The sequence below is a fragment of the Phenylobacterium sp. J426 genome (assembly GCF_024699945.1).
Lineage (GTDB): Bacteria > Pseudomonadota > Alphaproteobacteria > Caulobacterales > Caulobacteraceae > Phenylobacterium.
Map to the genome: position 1 here is coordinate 2647429 of NZ_JAJOMY010000001.1, position 14967 is coordinate 2662395.

Here is a 14967-nt window from a genome sequence, read left to right on the forward strand (position 1 = left end):
GCATGTTTGTGAGCACCGTCTATGACTGCGTGACCGGAGAGACGGTCGAGGTCCACCACGACGAAGCACCCGAGGTGGAGCGTCGGCTGATCCCGAAGTCGGTGATCCAGGAGCGGGTGCACGCCGTCGGCAAGCTCGGGGCCGCCTTCGCCGTCCTGCAAGCCGACCCGATCAGCTTCGGCCGCTGGTTCGCGCCAGACTGGCCCAACGTCTACTTCGACGATGAGGGCCTGCGGGCCGTGCTCGCCGAGGCCGGCTGCACCGAGGCCGAAATCGCCACCATCACGGCCTGACGCGCTCCACACCGATCTGCGGAGACAGACATGACCACGCCACCGTTTTCGCGGTTCGGGCGCAGCCTGCTTGCGGGCAATGGCGCGCCGACCAACGACCTGGGTCAACCGGGCGACATCTATCTCGACCTCGATACTGGGGATTACTTCGGCCCGAAGTCAGCGGGCGTGTGGGGGTCTGCGATCCTGGCCTCGGGGTTGCAGGCGAAGCTCGCGGCGGCCGTGGAGGCGCGGGATGCGGCCGAGAGCGCCAAGGCGGACGCCGAAGAGGCGCGCGACCAGGTGGTCGGCGAGGCGGCAACGAAGGCGGATAAGGCCACGAGCATCACGGTTTCCGGCCTGCTGAGCCGCTCTGCCGGCGACGGCACACTCGGCGGCAACCAAACGCTGACCGTCACCGAGGCCTCGGAGGCTGAGACGCTGGCAGGGCTTGAGGCGGGCAAGGTCATCACGCCGCGGCGCTTGAAAGCGTCGCTTTTCAACAACGTGCACCGCCTCGACGCCAGGGTCTTCGGCGTCAGGGCGGATGGGGTGACCGACGACACAGAAGCCTTGCAGACCGCATTCGATTGGAGCGCGGAAAACCGCTGCCCCATCGGGCTTCCTGGTGGAAGGATCGTGGTGTCTGACACCCTGATCCTGGATGACTACATGGACATCGCCGGGCAGCCGGGTCAGACGATCATCCGCCTGGCCGACGGAGCGAACTGTTCTCTGATCGAGACGCGCGATTACGCGGCATTTGTGGCCGACAGCGACTCCGGTGTCTTTCCCCAGCTGTGGCGTCTCAGCGATGTCGTCCTCGACCAGAACGGCAACGTTCCGGGCATCTATGCCGGCAGCAATACGAGCGGATACTGCCTCGCCATCGCGGCGGCGTCCTACTGGCTGGACAACGTGCTCGCCCTCCGCGGCGCGGAGGGTGGCATCATCACCAAGGGTGAGCGGAATTATCTGGTCAACACGGTCGACGAACCATCGGGCCGCGTTGAGGCGCTCAGCATCCCCCGCATCGGCAAGATCAGCGCGGCGCGCTGTGGCGGCTATGGCATCCGATACGAGGGCGTGGACGACGCCTTCATTCAGCACGTCGAAGCCCTCATCTGCGCGGATGGCGGCCTGTACATTGGCCCGGGCGTCGTTGTCGACATCGATACCGTTCACAACTACTCGAACCACGGCCCCGGGGTTTACCTCGACGACTGCACGGCCCGCATCAAGGCGTGTCAGAGCGAGAGCAATTACTACGAAGACTTCGTGATGAACGGGACCTGCGCCCGCAGTTACATCGGGGTCGGCGAGTTCTGGGGCGGCAATCGCATCATCGAAACGAATCCTTCGGCGGCGGTCCCCTATCCCGTGGTCCTCAACGGGGTGGGCGGCGGAGCCAGCTTCGGCGAGCTCTTCGTGCGCAGCTTCCGTGGATCCAAGGCGCTTCAGATCAAGCCTGGGTCTGGGGGCTTTACTATTCAGGACATGAACGTCATCCGTGCAGACGGTACTGCGGCCGAGCTCGGCGTCGAGATCGACGGGCAGGGCCTCTACGGCTGCGATGTGAAGGGTCGGATCAGTGGCTACGACTGCCAGGTCCGCCTGGACGACCTGCTGATGTCGCAAATCGACCTGACCCTAGGCAGCCTGAGTGCGACCGCTGGGGCGTCGTATGTCGACTATCAGTCCAGCAGCCCGAATTATCAGGGCAACACGTTTCGACTCCGCGTGGCCGGCGGAGCGAGCGGCACGTTCTTCAAGGCGGGTTCCTCAACCCCCAACAACCGGGACAAGTGGGACGTTGACGGCCAGGGCGGCAGCTATCCGCAGCGCTACCGTTCGCACAATCGCCGTGTCTCGGCGGACGTGTCGGTCACCACGACCGGAGTCAAGACGGCGATGATCACGCACGGCCTGATCGCTGCGCCCGACATCAACAACATTACGGTCAGCTTCGCGAAGCCGACCATCAACTATGACAACACGGCGCGCTTCTCGAACCTTGTCGTCACGGCGGTGGATGCCACGACCATCACTTGCGAGTTCGCGGTGACCACGGCCGGGGGCACGGGAGCCCGCATCGCAGTGCTTGCGGATGCGAAGATCGGCGGCATGTACACCGGCTAGGCCGGCCGCGTCAGATTGCCGATGCAGCCGGCGCAAGGCGTGTGGTATGTCGTCGCCCAATGATCGAGCGCTTCCGATACGCCCCGCTCGGCCTGTGGGCGGCAGTGACCGTTGGCTTCATCTTCCTGGTGGCGGAGCGGGCCAGCCACACGTTCGTCGCTAGTTCTTCGCTCGCGTGGGTGCTGGCCGCGAGCGGCGGTCTCTGCCTCAAGGTCGGCTTCGTTCGTCGCGCGCCGTTTTACTGGGGCGTCGGCATTGTCTGCGTGGTCCTGGTCGCCAAGATGGGCACCGTAGCAGGGATGGACTTGCCCATTGCGCTTTGGCTGCTGCTTGGCGTGTTTCTGGCCTGGCTGCCTAGCCCCCCTGCGGGAGCTCTCGAGCAGGATTAGGCGCCGCTGGCGCGCTGCTTGAGGCGGAACGCCGGTTGAAGCGCCTCTGCCGCCAACGGTCGACAGGCTTCTCGATCAATTCTGTAATTGCGAACGCCATGGCCAGTGAGGCGAGGACAGCGACGGCCGCGCGAACGTTGCCGTCGATCCCCGGCGCGACGCTGTCGATGAGGATCAGGATCGGCCAATGGACCAAGTAAACGGCATACGAAAAGTTTCCTAGGAAGGCATCGCGCGCGTTGGATTTCGTCCACGCGAACAGCGCGGGCAGGCAGACCAGGGCCAGCGAATAAAAGGCCCAGCCCGCCACCGCCCTCGGCGCACCAAGGCTTTCGACAAAGACTGCTGCAGGCTGAAAGGCGAATACGGCGAGTAGGAGCGCGAGGCCAAGCGGACGGTGCAGACGCTCTGGTATCAGCCCTTGCGCGTAGATGCGGTAGGACACCATGCCGCCAATGAAGAAGCAAAGCTCAAGAGGGAAGAAGCGGTAGGACCACGGGTCGTCCTTGAGCCCTGCTGAAACGAACGCGACGCGAAGAAGCAGGCTTGCGGCGATCAGCGCCAACAGCCAGCGGCTGCGCAGCCTCACAAGCCAGGGCGCGACCGCGTAGAACATCAGCTCCAGACTGATCGACCACACCGGCGGGATCAGGAGCATGTCGACAACGCCCAGATCGGGCTTGGCTCCCGACCACTGAAGGGATCCATCAGCCATTGTCAGGAACAGGAAGAGCTCCTGCCCGACGATGGTGATCTGGGTCAGGATAAGCAGTCCCAGCGCGGCAAAATCTGGATCGTTGGCTTCGATCAGCGCAAAGGGCCCGGTGCTGCGCATGAAGTAGGCCAGTATGCCCACCAGCCCAGCAAACGCCAGGACGGCGAAATACGGGATGAAGATCCGTAGCAGCCTGTTGCTGTAGAACACGCCACGATCTGCAACGGGGTCGTACTTCGTCGAAAGAACCAGGGCCATCACGAACCCTGAGATCATGAAGAATGCTTCGACAGCGGCCACGCCGCCCGCAAGCTGGACCCTGAAGAATCCTTGCGCGTGGTTTAGTACCACCGAAACCGCGAGGAGTAGCCGTAGCGCGCCCATGATCCGCCCAGTTGCCAAGGCCTGCTCTAGCCGAAGAACAACAAGGACGCCAATGGTGTTGGTCGCGTCGTTTAGCCCCTGCGCGAGCTCTCGCCAGGGCCCGGCAGTGTGTGTTTTAAGGCCAGCGTCCAAGCGAAAGTCGACGAGCGGATGAGCTATTTCAGTCCAGCGAAGGCGCGGCCTCGCGTCGGTCGAGATGTAGGCTTGACCGTGGCCGCTGGGCGTCCGCTTGAGCTCGGCGCCTACGCGTTGGGCGCCTTCTTCCTGGCGGCGTTCATGTTGACCCGCCCTACGGTGTTCGGTGAAGTTTACGCCAGCGTGGGCATCCCGCTGTTGTTCATGGGCGCTGCTGCCGCTGCTTTAGCTGCCACTCGGGGTGCTGGCGGATCCCGTGATGCACTTCCGCAGCTCGCGATCTACCTTGCCGCAGGGTTCTACTACTTCGCATCTCGGCTCCTACGAGCAGACCAGAACACCGGGTTCGCTATCGGGGAGTTCGTGGTGGTCGGGGTCGCTGTCGCCGCCATCGCAGCCCTATCATTGTCACCGCGGAACCTTAGGGTCTTCTTCGACTGCTTCTATGGCCTGATGTTCGTGATGGCGGCCTCGATGGTCGCCACCTTCGCCCTTCAGATGAGCGGGCGAACGCCGAGCCAGCTCGTGGTCGGCAACTTCGACTACAATTATCTTCCTGGTACCGGCCGCATCTTCGCTCCATTCACATTCGCCTACGGCAGCACGGTGGAGATCTACGGCCGCAACATCGTGAGGCTTTGCGGGCTCTTCCGAGAGCCCGGAATTGCGCCGGCGTTCCTCTGCTGGGCTGCCGGCTGGGCCGCGGCGCGGCGTTGGTCGTGGTTGTTTATTGTGACGCCCCTTCTAGGAGCAGTCGCGTCGCTATCCAGCCTAGGGCTGGTGCTCGCCGTGATCGCACTTGCCGGTGTCGTCCTGCTAAGGGTGCGGGCGAGCTGGCGCGTCTATCTCGCAGCGATGCCCGTCGGCGCCATCCTGATCTGGGCTGCTTACTACGCCCCGTACATCGGGCTAGCCGTAAAGACCGAAGGCGACACGGAATCGGCGCGAGAGCGCGCATTCCTGATGCGAGACGTTTTCGAGACGCAGAACTGGCTACTCGGCGATGGGCTAACCGGGTATCGCAACGAGACGATCAATCTCATCACCTCGATCTCTCACAGTGGGCTGGTGTTCGTTGGGCTCTACTTGGCGTTCGCCGCCTTCGCGCTGTGGAAGAACCATAGGTTCTTCATTCCCGCCCTTCTTCCGGCAGTCGTGACAGCGGTGGCGTCCCAGCCAATCGCCATGACCGCGCCGATGGCGGTAATCTTCGTGTCGTGGGCTGCGTTGACCCCGCTCGCAGCGCCACCATTGGCAAGGCGCGAGACTCGGGAGAGACCGCCGTTGCAACCCCGCAAGGCCTGTCGCAGCCGCGACCGCAGCAAGGCACCAGCGGGTGCGGCGAGGCCCCAAGTGAGCAATCAGCAGTCGCAAGCCAATTCCCATGTCGTGGAACTACAAAGTCTCCGGGGTATCGCGGCGACTATCGTCATGCTGCACCATTGCCTGCGGGCCATTGAGTGGGGGCCAGTCGGCCACTTCGTCGGCGACATCCTCCTCAACGCGCATGCCGCTGTGGTTATCTTCTTCGTTCTAAGCGGATACGTGCTCGTAAGGTCCCTGGCTGCCCGCTCCTTGACCACAGCCGGCGTCCTCGAGTTTTACATTCGCCGGATATTCCGCATCTACCCCGCCCTCTGGATCGGCGTGTCGCTCGGCCTGCTCTATTTCGTGAGCCTCGCAACCTGGCCTGCGCCGAATACGACGGACTGGTTCCGGACCCTCTATGTGCCTGAACAGGGAAGCGCCGTTGCGTTGGTCGCGACCTTTACGGCGGCATCGGTATTCCTGCTCCCCACGCTCTGGACCATAAAGGTCGAGCTGGCAGCCTCTGTCCTGCTCCCACTCTTCGCTTGGGTTGTCCGGTCGTGGGCTGCGCTCGCCGCCTTGTTGCTCATTACCGTCGGCCTGAGCTTCGCGATCGATAGCAGGGCGGTCATTGTTTACCTGCCGGCGTTTGTGGTGGGAGCGGCTTTGACAAGGCTCCCACCATTGACGGGTACGACGGCCGTCTGGGCCGGGACAGCGGCAGCGCTAGTACTGATGTTTGGGAGGTATGTTGCTTCCTTCGACTACCATCATCCGCTGCCGGCCTTTGTGGAGGCGGTTGCGGCCGGCGTAGTGATCTTGGCGATCTTGGGCGCACGTCCGGCATGGATGAGGTGGAGCGCCTTCACTCTCATCGGGGATTGGTCATACAGCATCTACCTCCTGCATCTGCCGATCCTTTATTTCTTCACAAAGCTCGCCGTGAACCTATGGAGCGGGCCACTATGGGTGCTCGCCCTGCTAGTCACCGTCGCAACGTGTGGCGTGACGATCCTGCTGGCGAGGACCGTTTACGAACGGGTCGAACTACCGGGCAGTCACCTCGGAAAGCGCTTCAGCCGAGCGGCGACTGATAACTTGCGCCTGCGTACCGCCTAACGTCCCTCGCTCCCGGCAGCCGACGCGGAGCCGTTCCTGATCCCGCGCCGGCCTATCGAGCAGTGTACGCACGGGGGGTGTTTCCTACCCGACGGCGCACCTAAGCTGAACGGCGGTCCGGGAGCAAGGTGGCCGGCGCGGGCCTTGGTGCTCGCCCGCGCCGGCCTGCCGAGCGGGCTTCCAGTGACGGGGATAACTCGGCGTGCTCAGCAGGCTCACCGTACACCTGCCTGGTCAAGCGTCAGTCCTCGACCGCCGTGTTCCGGAAGTAGTCCTCGCCGGGCCCGTCCGGTCCGACCATCCGTACGACCGGCTGTCCCGGCTCATCAGGGTAGGTGAGCTGTAGCCGTCCGCCTTCAGGCGCGGCCCAGTCCAACAGCACCTGGTCGAGCACTTCCACGTTCTCGGCCTGGCCCGGGATCATCACCAGGAACTCCGGATCGAACGCCGAGAGCGCTTCGATCAGTTCGCGCACCTTCATAGATCGCTCCCGTTCCGGCCCGGCGTCGGGCGCTTCACCCGCACAGTATCAACACCATCGGAGGGGGATGATGTGGACGCATCCGCACTGCTGCCTGCCTTTTGGGGCGGTTGTGGCGCCTTCATCTACGCTGGCCCTCGCTGGGTCGCCTGCCTCGTAGCGTCTCGTGAGAAAGGCGTCGGCAGTTGGGTCTGCCTCATTGAGCTGACAGTCGCCATCGGTGTGGGTGCGGTTGCGGCCTCAGCCTTCTCAGCGCTCGCGCATCGGCTGACCGGCATCCCGGACGCCAACGCCATCTCGGCCATGATCGGCCTGCTGGCCAACCCGCTCACCCCCCACCATCGTCAAGCGCGCCACGGACCTTGCCGGAAGCGCGCGCGTCGGAAAGATCGGAGACGGTCCATGATCCTGGACATGGTCGCAGGGGCGCTCTGCGGCGCTGTCGCGCTGGGCGCTTTCAGCATTCACGTCATCTCCAGCCGCCACCGACGCAACTGGATGACGATACCGCAGTACGTCCGTCGAGGCGTCCTGCTCTGCGGGGTCATGTTCACCTGGAGGTCGGTGAATTTCTTCAGCATCGCGGAGAGCGCCGAAGGTCTGGGCCACATCAACGCCGAGGGGATGATGGCTCTGGTGGTCATCACCTACACGATCTGGGCGCTGGCGGTCTGGCTCTTCCGCGCCACGTTGCCGACGCCCGGCTGGGATCGGGTGGAAGACACGCAGCACAAGCTGCGCGAGGAGCCGGGTCTGGCTCCCGTGATGATGACGCTGCCAGACGTGGTGAAGGTGGCGCAGGCGAGCGGCTTGCCGGCCGTTGGTCCAGGCGAGCCGCCTGAGGCGGTAATCCGCGAGGGTAAGCGCCGGTCGATGAGGGCGAAGCCATGAACCTGCCTCGCCCTCAGATGCAGTCCATTCTTGCTCTGCTGTCGCTCCTGATGTTCGGCCTGCTCGTGGCGGCTCTGATGTTCAGGGTCGTGCCAGACCAGAACCGCGAACTCGTCTCCACCGCGCTCGGCTTCCTCGCCGGGAACATGGTTGGCCCCGCATTCCAGTGGTTCTTCGGGTCGACGGCTGGCAGCGAGCGGAAGACGCAGGCGCTGGTCGCCGCCGCTCACCCAGCCCCCGCCGCCGGCACAGCCCAGATCACCGCCGCACCTGACGTGAAGGTCGAGGCCAAGGTGACCGAAGCCGAGGACGGCGAGCTTCCGCTCGGCCAGCGGGTGCAACCGTGAGCGAGGCCCTCGACCACCTCCAGGCCGCAGAGGACGCTCACAGGGCCGCCGGAGAGGCCCTCGCGCGGCTCCGGGCTACCATAGTAGCCCCCCAAGGCCCCCGAGCCGCCCCCCTGCGCCGCCTCCGGCCGCTCCCGAGCCGCTGTATGGCCTGCAGAACCCCGCCGCGTTCTTCGACCACGTCCGCAAGCACCCGCCGCTCGGCCCGACGCTGAGCGAGGATGAGGTTCGGGGGTGCGAGAGCATCCTGTCGGCCGCCGCCGGCAAATGCCCCACGTCCTGGGCGGCTTACTGCCTCGCCACAGCCGCGCACGAGACCGGCGGGGCGATGATCCCGAACGTGGAGAACCTGAACTACACCACGGCCGAGCGCATCTGCGCCGTCTGGCCGAGCCGCTTCCCCACCGTCGCCAGCGCCGCGCCCTTCGTCCGCAACGCCAAGGGCCTCGCCAACCACGTCTACAACGGCCGCATGGGCAACCGCCCCGGCTCAAACGACGGCTGGGACTTCCGGGGCCGAGGGCAAGCCCACATCACCGGTCGGGAGATGTATGCCAAGCTCGACGCCGAGCTCGACCTGGGCGGCGAGCTGGTCCGCAACCCAGACCTGGCCCTGAGGCCCGACATCTCCGCCCGCATCCTCGTGATCGGCATGATCAAGGGCCTGTTCACCGGAAAGAGCCTGAACACCTACATCGCCGCGATCCCGACGACGCAGCAGTTCGTCAACGCCCGGAAGATCGTGAACCCCGACAGCAACGGACCCAAGGTCGCGACCCAGGCCGAGATGTTCTTCGCCGGGCTGAAAGCGGGCGGCTGGCGGTGATCCGCCGGGCCTTCCTCCTGCTGCTCCTGGCGCTGGTCTGGCCCTTCTACGTCCCTCTCGCACGAAAGGCTCTAGGATGCTCGCCACCGCGTTCCTCTGGATCCGCTCGAACCGCCTGATCGCGGGCCTGGCCGGGGTGGGCGTGGGCCTGCTGCTGCTCGCCCTGGCCTGGATGCTCGCCGTGCATGTCGGGGAGCGCCGTGAAGCCGCCCGCCAAGCCGAGCGCCGCGTCGCCGCAATCACTGACGCCGTGACGATCGACTCCGCCGCCAAGGAGGTCGCCGCCGAACAATGCCTCGCCGACGCCCGGCGAATGGCCGAACTGCAACGGGAGCTGGAGAAAGCCGATGACCAGGAAGACGACAACCGCCCTAGTGCTGCTCGCCTCGCTTACCTGTGCCGCGTGCGCGCACAGCAAGCCGGAGGTGCATCAGGCTTACCCCCCGCGTGCAGACCTCATGTCGGCGCCGGAGCCGCTGGTTCCCGATGAGGCCCTGACGTCGGAGAAGGCCGCCAACGACTACAGCGCCGCCGTGCTGACGTGGGGCAGGGGCCTCGAGGCCCAGGTCGACCGCATCTGCCGGTGGGCGGTGTCCGTAGGCATGCGCGACATCACCTGTCCCGCGCCGAACCGATGACCACGCCGGCGGGCCTACGCATCACACACCCGCGACGCTAGACGTCGCCCAGGAGCCCGCCCGGTCCAGCCGTGGCGGGCTCCTTCTTTTCCGCCTCAAGCATCGCCCGATAGCCTGCGTGCCGGGCGGACCTGTCGTCCAGGCCGTCGACGATGCCCTCTGAGCCGCCGCACTCGCTGCACTTCAGGCGCTCAGCGAAGGCGCCCACCGTGGCCGTCTGCGGCAGCTTCGGCAGCTCACCAGACGCCCACTCTGCGACGTGTCCGCAGGCGCACCTGGCGCGCAGTTTCCAGCCCCGTTCGGCCATGTAGCCGATGGTTCTATCGCGAAGGTGCATTCCGGGGATAGCGAAGGGCATGGCGGCCGTCAGACTCGGATGATCGCCCTAGGAGGCGACGGGTTGGCACAGATGGAGAACAGTTGGGCGGCCGCTAGTGTTTTCAACGGCATAGCATCACCTCGTCGGCGATGAGCTGGTTCTTCTTGTCGAGGAAAAGCACCCGGAACTGTTCGCGGCTCTCGTGGGCGAGCGCAGCCTTCACATAGGCAAGCAAGGCGTTCCACGAGGAGATCACCGGACGCCGGGCGACCTGCTCCTTGGCGGTGCGCAGGGTCGCCTCGTGCAACAGCTTGAGATCGAGCGCCAGCGTCTCCCCGACGCCTTTGACGGTGCGCAGTTCCTCGGGCGTCGCGCCCAGGACGGCGCCCAGCGAGCCGAAGCGGGCGAGCAGCTGCTTCGCCAGCGGCTTGACGTCCTTCTTCGGGATCGAGCGGAAGATGAACAGCTCGAGCAGTTCGTAGTCGGGCAGGGCGGCGAGGCCGCCGGCGAGGGCCCGCTGGCGCAGACGGTCGCGATGCCCGAGCACGTGTAGCGGCGGCCCCGCCCACAGATCAGGCGAGCCGAAGGCGTCCTCTGTCCCGGGCGCGTCGCGCATGAGGACGAATGTTCCTCATGTGTTCCAGATTGGCAAGCCTAGTTGTAGGCGACGGTGACGTTGAAGGTGCCGCTGTAGGCGCCGGTGGGCGTGCTGCTGCTGAGGCTGAGCTGGCCGCCCACGCCGAACGAGGCGGTCCCGGTGGAGCCGGACGGCCCGCTGAGCTGGCCGCCGCCCATGGTGGAGTTCAGGCTGACGGTGATCGGGTCCAGGCCGCCGCGCGTCATCGTCATCGAGCCGGGTACGGTGACGGTGATGTTCATGTTGCCCTCGCCGGTGACGGTGAAGGCTGCGCGGGTGGGCGTGGCGTTCGCACCACCGGTCACGCCCGTGGCGTTGCCCGTGACGGTGCGGACCCCGGTGGTGGCGTCGATGATGACGTTCCCAGAGCCGGAGGAGGGACGCATGATGGTGCCGAACGTCAGGTCGGTCGTCTTCGACAGCTGCAGCGGCTGGGTGACGTTCATCGTCCCGGTCACCGAGGTGCTGCTGCTGGTCTGCGCGAGCGCCGGCGCGGCCGCGAGCGAGAGCGCGACCGCGGCGGTGAACGGAACCAGGCGGACGAATTTCGACATCGGCATCAACTCCCGGGCGTCCCGGAATGAACCGGTCCGCAGCGTGGCCATACTTACCCGTAGAATTACGGGCAAGTTCCGGGCCAAGGAAACTCCGGGAAAACCCCAGTTTGGGTACGAAATGGAGCCTTCGCGGGGTCTCTAAGGTAGAGCTGTGGCGCTAGCAGCAACTTTCGGTAGGGAAAGGTTGGCACAGATCTTCCGCGCGACTCTTCCTAGCCGCCCGTCACGCGGATCGCGTTGTCGTCCGAGTTGCGATCGATCTGCTTGTTGTATGGATCGATGCCCGCGAACACTGGCTTGCGGTCGACGATGACGCGGACGGTCTGGACGCCGTCCTGCAGGGGCGTCAGCCGGAAGTAGGCCACGTCCCTGGACGAGAAGCCTGCCTTGCCCGGCTCGGCGGTGAAGACGCCCACGTCGAACAACTGGCCCGAAAGTGAGGCCGGCGTCTCCTTGCCCTGGCCGTCGGCGTACATCTTGCGGGCCTCGAGCGTCAGCGTGACGTCCCAGCGGCCGTCGGGGCGCTGGGCCGCCTCGGCCGTCTTGGTCTTGAGGTCGTAGACGGTGATCTTCTCGAAGAGGTCGGTGATCAGCTGCTGGGCGACGGGATCGCTTCCGGCCTGGCTGCGGAGGGCGTCGACCAGGTCCTGCGATCGCGGATAGGGCGCGCCCTTGAAGGCGTACTGCTGCAGGATCTGGCGCAAGGCGGCGTTGACCTTGGCCTCCCCGATGCGGTCGGCCAGGAGGTACATGACGATGCCGCCCTTCTGGTAGTGGATGTAGCCCTGGTCCTCGACGCGGATCAGCGGCAGTTCCTCGACCACCTCGCCGCCGCGGCTGCGAAGATAGGTGTCCAGTTCGCGCTTCAGGAAGCGCCGGATGCCGTCCGGGCCGTGGATCTTCTCCATCACCTTCAGCGCCGAGTAGGAGGCCAGGGTCTCGGAGAGCACGGTCGCGCCCTGCATGTCGGCGCCGATCACCTGGTGGGCCCACCATTGGTGGCCCAGTTCGTGAGCGGTGACGTAGGTGACGTAGTCGATCTTCTCCTTGTCGCGGTTGTCGGCGATGAACCCGATCGCTTCGGAGTAGGGCATGGTGTTGGCGAAGGCCTGGGCGAAGGTCGCGTAGCCCGGGAACTCGAGAATCCGCGCCTGGCGGAACTGGTAGGGACTGAACTCGGCCTGGAAGTAGTCGAGGCCGACTTCGAGGGCCTTCAGCATCCGGTCCACGTTATAGGGGTGCTGGGCGTCATAGTAGATCGCCAGCTCGACGCCCTTGTGGTCGACCTTCCGGATGGCGTAGCGCGCCGACTGCACCGAGAAGAAGTTCAGCACCGGCGCGTCGGTGCGATAGCGAACCGTGCGGCGATCGCCGGTCGTGACGTCGGAGACCTTGTAGCCAGGGGCGACCGGGGTCTGGTCGGCGACCGTGGTGACGGTGATGTCGGCGTTCACCCAATCGGCGTTGGCCAGGTAGTTGCGGGCCTGGGCCGAACGGTCCTCCAGCCTGGCGGGGCGCAGTTCGGGCGGCAGACCGTACTTCCGGCGCTTGGCCCGGTCGCGAAGCGTCTGCTGGCGGTCCATGCCGACGATGGGCGCGAACTCGAAGTTGTTCACGAAGGTCCCGTTGTCGACGAGCCGGGTCGTGTTCCCCCGGTTCTTGAAGCCCCTCTGCTGCATCACCGTGGTGAATTCGAGCGTGGCGGTCTGACCCGGCTGCAGCGGCTGGTCGAGGGTGAAGATCCGGTAGTTGAAGCGATCGAAAGCCTGCATCTTCGCCGGCGCCGAGAGCGTGAGCTGCTCGGCCCGCGTGTCGCGGTCGAGGCGGATGTGGATGTCGCGGATCGGGCCTCCGCTGTCGTTGACCAACGCATAGCGCCCCTTCGTCACCAGCCGCGGCGCGCCAGGATCCAGGTCGAGGTTCAGGACGACGTCCGTCAGGGACGGCTGCGGCAGGGTCTCGTACTTGAGGAAGGCCTTCTCGTAGTCGGCCTGCCATTTCTCCTGCTCGAGGGCGGTGCGATACTCGTTCCAGACGTTGGTGTTGAGGAAGATCCAGCCGCCGAGCCCGGCGAAGGCCGCGATGGCCACCGCCCCGACGACGCCGGCGGGGCCGGCGAGCCGGCGTGGCAGACGCTTCAACCGCGGCAGCAGCCGGGTCTCGGTCCCGCGCCGCCAGAGGCCGTAGGAGAGCACCAGGAGCACGATGGCGAAGGCGCTCCAGTAGGCGCGGAACCACGCGGCCGCCTTCCAGTAGTCGCCCTGGCCGTTCATGTCGGAAAGCGGCACCGCGGGCGAGCCGCCGTAGTTGTAGAGGTTGTGCTCGAGCCCGATGTTGCCGAACGTGATCGAGGCGATCAGGTAGAGCAGCATCAGTCCCCAGCCGATGAACTTGTGGGGCGTGACGGCCTGGAAGAAGATCGCCAGCACCGCCAGCAGGGTCCAGTCAACGGCGTTCGGCACGATGTACCAGGCCAGGTACTGCCAGAGTCCGATGTCGGTGTAGCCCTTGGAGAGCTGCACGATGACGCCGGCGACGGCGCTGACCGCCAGGGTGGCGAACAGGACCAGCGCCAGGGCCAGCGTCTTGGGGACGAGGAAGGCCCAGTCGGGCACGGCGGTGGCGTCGACGATCTCGTTGGTTCTGCGGTCGCGTTCGCGCCAGACCAGCTCGCCGGCGTAGTAGATGGCGATGATGATGATCACGAGGGTGAAGGCGCCGTTCAGCGTCTGGATCACCCAACTGGTCACCGGGAAGATGTCGGTCCCGCCGCGCTCGGCCCCGAGGAACAGGCTGCCCGCCGAGTTGAACAGGCCGAGCAGCAGCAGGACGACGAAGGCCGGGCTCTTGAACACCTGGCCCATTTCGAAGCGCGTCCGCTTTCGCAGCTGGGCCCAGGCCGAGGCGGCGCCGTAGGTCGGCGCGGGCAGCGGGCCCGCCGGCGCGGCGGGCGCCTCCGCCTCGGCGGCTGCGCGCAGCTTTTCCATCCGCCGCGCCTTCCGGCCCTTGGTCTCGAAGCGGAAGACGGCGTAGGCGACGACCAGGAAGACGACGGCCACGCCCAGCCAGATCAGGCGGTTGTAGAGCAGCGGGCCTTCGAAGGCGGGCAGGGTCGTGTTGGACTCCGCGGCCGTGAAGTAGCGGGTCGCAAGCTCGAAGGCGGCGAAGCCGAACGGCTCGACCAGGGCGGCGATCTGGCGGCGCTCGGGATCGCGCAGCGCCGCGTTCATCACGATGTACAGCACCAGGAACGCGGCGACGCCCACGTAGGTGGCCATCATCGAGCGCGTCGCCGTGGCGAGCGCGAAGAAGATCGCCGAGACCAGCAGCAGGCTGGGCAGACCGATCAGGAAGTAGGCGTAGGCGTAATAGGCCGGATTGTTCGGCCCGAGAGTCTCCGGGTCGACCCACGGCATTACCGAGCCCACCAGGATGCCCAGCGGCACGAAAAGGAAGCTCAGCGCGGTGGCCAGATAGGCGCCGGCGAAGCGGCCGAACAGGTAGTCGAACTTGCGGATCGGCGTGGACCGGATGATCGGCCCGTAACCGGTCTCGTCATCGCGCACGACGATGTTGGCCACGAAGGCGGTGGCCACGAACATGAAGAAGACCGACATGACGAAGACGGTCTCAGCGATGGCCTGAGGCGAGTTCTTGTGGACGTTGCCGCCGGAGCCGATCTGGATCTGGTCGATCGTCACCGACGCAAAGACCAGCAGGAAGAAGATCAGGCCGGCGATCCAGAAGATCGGCTGGCGGATCTGGTAGCGCAGCTCGAAGGCCGCGATCTTGCCGAACATGGCGCGGGTG

At 65.7% G+C, this 14967-nt stretch carries 14 protein-coding genes and 1 pseudogene; 9 read left to right on the plus strand and 6 right to left on the minus strand.

The features are described from left to right. Positions 1–8: 8 nt before the first annotated feature. Genes LRS10_RS13975 through LRS10_RS13985 form a run of 3 tightly spaced genes read left to right on the plus strand, consistent with a single transcriptional unit; the run spans position 9 to position 2800 of the window. Complete coding sequence (locus tag LRS10_RS13975) at positions 9–293, plus strand: hypothetical protein (protein ID WP_257837810.1); 285 nt, start codon at positions 9–11, stop codon at positions 291–293. Between the two features lie 30 nt (positions 294–323). Then, positions 324–2411, plus strand: a complete 2088-nt coding sequence (locus LRS10_RS13980) for a glycoside hydrolase family 55 protein (protein WP_257837811.1) — start codon at positions 324–326, stop codon at positions 2409–2411. Positions 2412–2470: 59 nt separating this feature from the next. Continuing rightward, positions 2471–2800 carry a hypothetical protein gene (locus LRS10_RS13985; protein ID WP_257837812.1) on the plus strand — a complete coding sequence of 110 codons (330 nt, stop codon included), beginning with the start codon at positions 2471–2473 and terminating at the stop codon, positions 2798–2800. Here the strand turns inward: LRS10_RS13985 and LRS10_RS13990 are convergent. Further along, positions 2766–3899, minus strand: coding sequence for an acyltransferase (locus LRS10_RS13990; protein WP_257837813.1), 1134 nt, complete (start codon positions 3897–3899; stop codon positions 2766–2768). The two genes, LRS10_RS13985 and LRS10_RS13990, sit on opposite strands and share 35 nt — an antisense overlap. A gap of 210 nt (positions 3900–4109) precedes the next feature. On the opposite strand from LRS10_RS13990, the gene LRS10_RS13995 reads away from it, so the two are divergent. Continuing rightward, positions 4110–6461 carry an acyltransferase gene (locus LRS10_RS13995; protein ID WP_257839168.1) on the plus strand — a complete coding sequence of 784 codons (2352 nt, stop codon included), beginning with the start codon at positions 4110–4112 and terminating at the stop codon, positions 6459–6461. 241 nt (positions 6462–6702) lie between these two features. On the opposite strand, the gene LRS10_RS14000 is transcribed toward LRS10_RS13995, so the two are convergent. Further along, entirely contained in the window at positions 6703–6942 is a 240-nt protein-coding gene (locus tag LRS10_RS14000) for a hypothetical protein (RefSeq protein WP_257837814.1), read from the minus strand. Between the two features lie 402 nt (positions 6943–7344). Here LRS10_RS14000 and LRS10_RS14005 point away from each other — a divergent pair, with 402 nt between their 5' ends. The 5 genes from LRS10_RS14005 to LRS10_RS14025 all read left to right on the plus strand — a co-directional run bounded on the left by LRS10_RS14005 (position 7345) and on the right by LRS10_RS14025 (position 9644). Next, the gene (locus LRS10_RS14005) at positions 7345–7833 is read left to right on the plus strand and encodes a hypothetical protein (protein WP_257837815.1); all 489 of its coding nucleotides are present in this window, start codon (positions 7345–7347) and stop codon (positions 7831–7833) included. After that, positions 7830–8180: a hypothetical protein gene (locus LRS10_RS14010; protein ID WP_257837816.1), complete on the plus strand. Its 351-nt coding sequence runs from the start codon at positions 7830–7832 to the stop codon at positions 8178–8180. The genes LRS10_RS14005 and LRS10_RS14010 overlap by 4 nt, the downstream gene beginning before the upstream one ends. A gap of 328 nt (positions 8181–8508) precedes the next feature. Beyond that, a complete protein-coding gene (locus tag LRS10_RS14015; RefSeq protein ID WP_257837817.1) occupies positions 8509–9006 on the plus strand; it encodes a hypothetical protein in 498 nt (165 codons plus the stop codon). Between the two features lie 76 nt (positions 9007–9082). Beyond that, complete coding sequence (locus LRS10_RS14020; RefSeq protein WP_257837818.1) at positions 9083–9496, plus strand: hypothetical protein; 414 nt, start codon at positions 9083–9085, stop codon at positions 9494–9496. Beyond that, complete coding sequence (locus tag LRS10_RS14025; protein ID WP_257837819.1) at positions 9465–9644, plus strand: hypothetical protein; 180 nt, start codon at positions 9465–9467, stop codon at positions 9642–9644. Before LRS10_RS14020 ends, LRS10_RS14025 begins: the two co-directional genes overlap by 32 nt. Positions 9645–9681: 37 nt before the next feature. Here the strand turns inward: LRS10_RS14025 and LRS10_RS14030 are convergent, their stop codons facing one another. The 4 genes and pseudogenes from LRS10_RS14030 to LRS10_RS14045 form a co-directional block, all read right to left on the minus strand. Continuing rightward, on the minus strand, positions 9682–10002 hold the full coding sequence (locus LRS10_RS14030) for a hypothetical protein (protein ID WP_257837820.1): 321 nt from the start codon (positions 10000–10002) through the stop codon (positions 9682–9684). Between the two features lie 94 nt (positions 10003–10096). Further along, a pseudogene (locus tag LRS10_RS14035) lies at positions 10097–10579 on the minus strand (RadC family protein); the annotation flags it as partial. A gap of 38 nt (positions 10580–10617) precedes the next feature. Beyond that, positions 10618–11154 (minus strand): DUF4402 domain-containing protein, encoded by a 537-nt coding sequence (locus LRS10_RS14040; protein WP_257837821.1) that lies wholly within the window; start codon positions 11152–11154, stop codon positions 10618–10620. A 215-nt stretch (positions 11155–11369) separates the two neighbouring features. Beyond that, on the minus strand, positions 11370–14957 hold the full coding sequence (locus tag LRS10_RS14045; protein ID WP_257837822.1) for an ABC transporter permease subunit: 3588 nt from the start codon (positions 14955–14957) through the stop codon (positions 11370–11372). Between the last annotated feature and the right edge of the window lie 10 nt (positions 14958–14967).

Bases quoted from the DNA above. Each gene is read 5' to 3' on its own strand.
- LRS10_RS13980 (WP_257837811.1), top strand. From the start codon at position 324: ATGACCACGCCACCGTTTTCGCGGTTCGGGCGCAGCCTGCTTGCGGGC.
- LRS10_RS13985 (WP_257837812.1), top strand. From the start codon at position 2,471: ATGATCGAGCGCTTCCGATACGCCCCGCTCGGCCTGTGGGCGGCAGTG.
- LRS10_RS13990 (WP_257837813.1), bottom strand. From the start codon at position 3,899: ATGGGCGCGCTACGGCTACTCCTCGCGGTTTCGGTGGTACTAAACCAC.
- LRS10_RS14000 (WP_257837814.1), bottom strand. From the start codon at position 6,942: ATGAAGGTGCGCGAACTGATCGAAGCGCTCTCGGCGTTCGATCCGGAG.
- LRS10_RS14005 (WP_257837815.1), top strand. From the start codon at position 7,345: ATGATCCTGGACATGGTCGCAGGGGCGCTCTGCGGCGCTGTCGCGCTG.
- LRS10_RS14010 (WP_257837816.1), top strand. From the start codon at position 7,830: ATGAACCTGCCTCGCCCTCAGATGCAGTCCATTCTTGCTCTGCTGTCG.
- LRS10_RS14015 (WP_257837817.1), top strand. From the start codon at position 8,509: ATGATCCCGAACGTGGAGAACCTGAACTACACCACGGCCGAGCGCATC.
- LRS10_RS14020 (WP_257837818.1), top strand. From the start codon at position 9,083: ATGCTCGCCACCGCGTTCCTCTGGATCCGCTCGAACCGCCTGATCGCG.
- LRS10_RS14025 (WP_257837819.1), top strand. From the start codon at position 9,465: ATGTCGGCGCCGGAGCCGCTGGTTCCCGATGAGGCCCTGACGTCGGAG.
- LRS10_RS14030 (WP_257837820.1), bottom strand. From the start codon at position 10,002: ATGCCCTTCGCTATCCCCGGAATGCACCTTCGCGATAGAACCATCGGC.
- LRS10_RS14040 (WP_257837821.1), bottom strand. From the start codon at position 11,154: ATGTCGAAATTCGTCCGCCTGGTTCCGTTCACCGCCGCGGTCGCGCTC.
- LRS10_RS14045 (WP_257837822.1), bottom strand. From the start codon at position 14,957: ATGTTCGGCAAGATCGCGGCCTTCGAGCTGCGCTACCAGATCCGCCAG.